The organism is Streptococcus sp. HMSC071D03 (assembly GCF_001812125.1).
Lineage (GTDB): Bacteria > Bacillota > Bacilli > Lactobacillales > Streptococcaceae > Streptococcus > Streptococcus pseudopneumoniae_N.
The window spans coordinates 5,565-7,247 of sequence record NZ_KV807749.1 but is presented as its reverse complement, the minus strand read 5'-3'; the positions used below and the strand labels follow the sequence as shown (position 1 = coordinate 7,247).

The 1,683-nt window shown below is 40.0% G+C and carries 1 protein-coding gene; it reads right to left on the bottom strand.

What is annotated here, in order from left to right; genetic code table 11:
- On the bottom strand, positions 1 to 1,683 hold a 1,683-nt coding region (locus HMPREF2837_RS05135; protein WP_075230711.1), incomplete at both ends, for a VirB4-like conjugal transfer ATPase, CD1110 family.

Genomic DNA, 1,683 nt, shown 5'->3' with positions numbered 1-1,683 from the left:
CTGTTGCGACTAAGTTATATAACTTAGTATTCTTAGGTATTGGATTTTCAAATGGCACTACAACCGGCCCTGCTACAATTAAGCCAGTACCTTTAGCTTTTGGTCGAGCCAAGTAGCGAATCTGTTTGTCAGTCAAGTTAACAATCTCTTTTAAGATAGCCAAATCCTGGGGTTTTTGTTTGAGCAAAATCATGAACTCACTGTTTGAGAGCAATTTACGACCTTCTTCAACAGCAGCTAACGTTTCAACGTTCTGGGTAATTCCTGTTGGAATCGCACCGTATTTCCGAATCCGTGAATATAACGTAGTAAAGAAGTCTGCTTGAGCCTTATTCTTAAACAGAATCTGCATCTCATCAAAGTACACCCATGTAGTACATTTTCCTTGATTCTCTACAATTTGATTCCAGATATAATCCTGAATAACCATCAAAGCGAACGGCTTCAACTTATGCGACAACTTCTTCAGATTAAAGATAACAAAGCGATGATTGAGATCCACGTTGGTATTGTGAGCGAAAATATCTTGAGAACCAGTTGTATAGGTTTCTACCGCCAAAGCCAAATCTTGAGCTTCTGGCTCTGGTTGTTCCTTCAATACCTGGTGCCACTCTTTTAACGTTGGAGTGAAATTCTCTGTCAAATAACGCTCATAAGTCACACCTGTTACCCGGTCAATAATCCCAATCTGTGCATCTGTCACCTCAGATAGAATAGATTCAAACAATCCCATCAACAAGTTTGCCTTATCTCCAATTGGATCGTCATCCTCATCGTCCAAACGGTCTAGATCCGGTAGATCTAAGAGATTGATATGTGTTTTAGATCCAATCGAAATATCCACCATCTGAGCACCGAAAGCACGGCCAATATCAGAATATTCATCTTCGGGATCCACAATGATTACTCGATCTTCTGGATATTTCAGTAAAGTCGGAATGACTTCTCCACCTTTAATCGTAGTAGATTTACCAGAACCAGAGGAACCAAGTACAACACCTGAACCCGTATTCAGATCACGTTTTCGGTCTAGTGTAATGATATTGTTTGATAATTGATTTTGACCATAGTAGCGAGCAAGTGAGCTGTCAGACTTCAAATCCACGTTAGTAAAAGGGACTTGCGTAGCAATATTAGCTGTAGTCATCTTTCTCATGAAATTCTTCTTCACATTTACGAAGCACTCCCCGATAGGTAAAATCGTATTTAGAGCCTCTTCCTGGTAATAATAGAGATCTTCAAATTCTACCCCTAGCTTCCGGCCAGCACGCTTAATCTTTTGTTCATTACGTTGTAGTTCCTCCTGACTATCTGCTTTAAAATACACTGCAATCAAACCAGAGAAGATTTTCTGATCATACTCAGTAATCTCATCTCGCCACTTCTTGGTAGCTTCTGAGATTTCTTGGTCACGACCAGCAACGACCGCATCATCAAAGATACCAGATTGAGCAGCTTTACGCTTAGAGCGTAGCTTACCAATTTCAGCATCTGTTTCTGCATCGTCAATCTTCTCTAAGATTTCAACATTCTCATATGGTTCTGCATGAATAGTAATAGCTAGTTCAAATCCTAGTGTTGTTAAATCTCGAATAAGACGATCAGACATCCAGTTAGGATAGCGGTGAGCATAGAGTACCTTGGCCCAGCTATCATCAATAATCATCCGTTTTTCTTGAAACT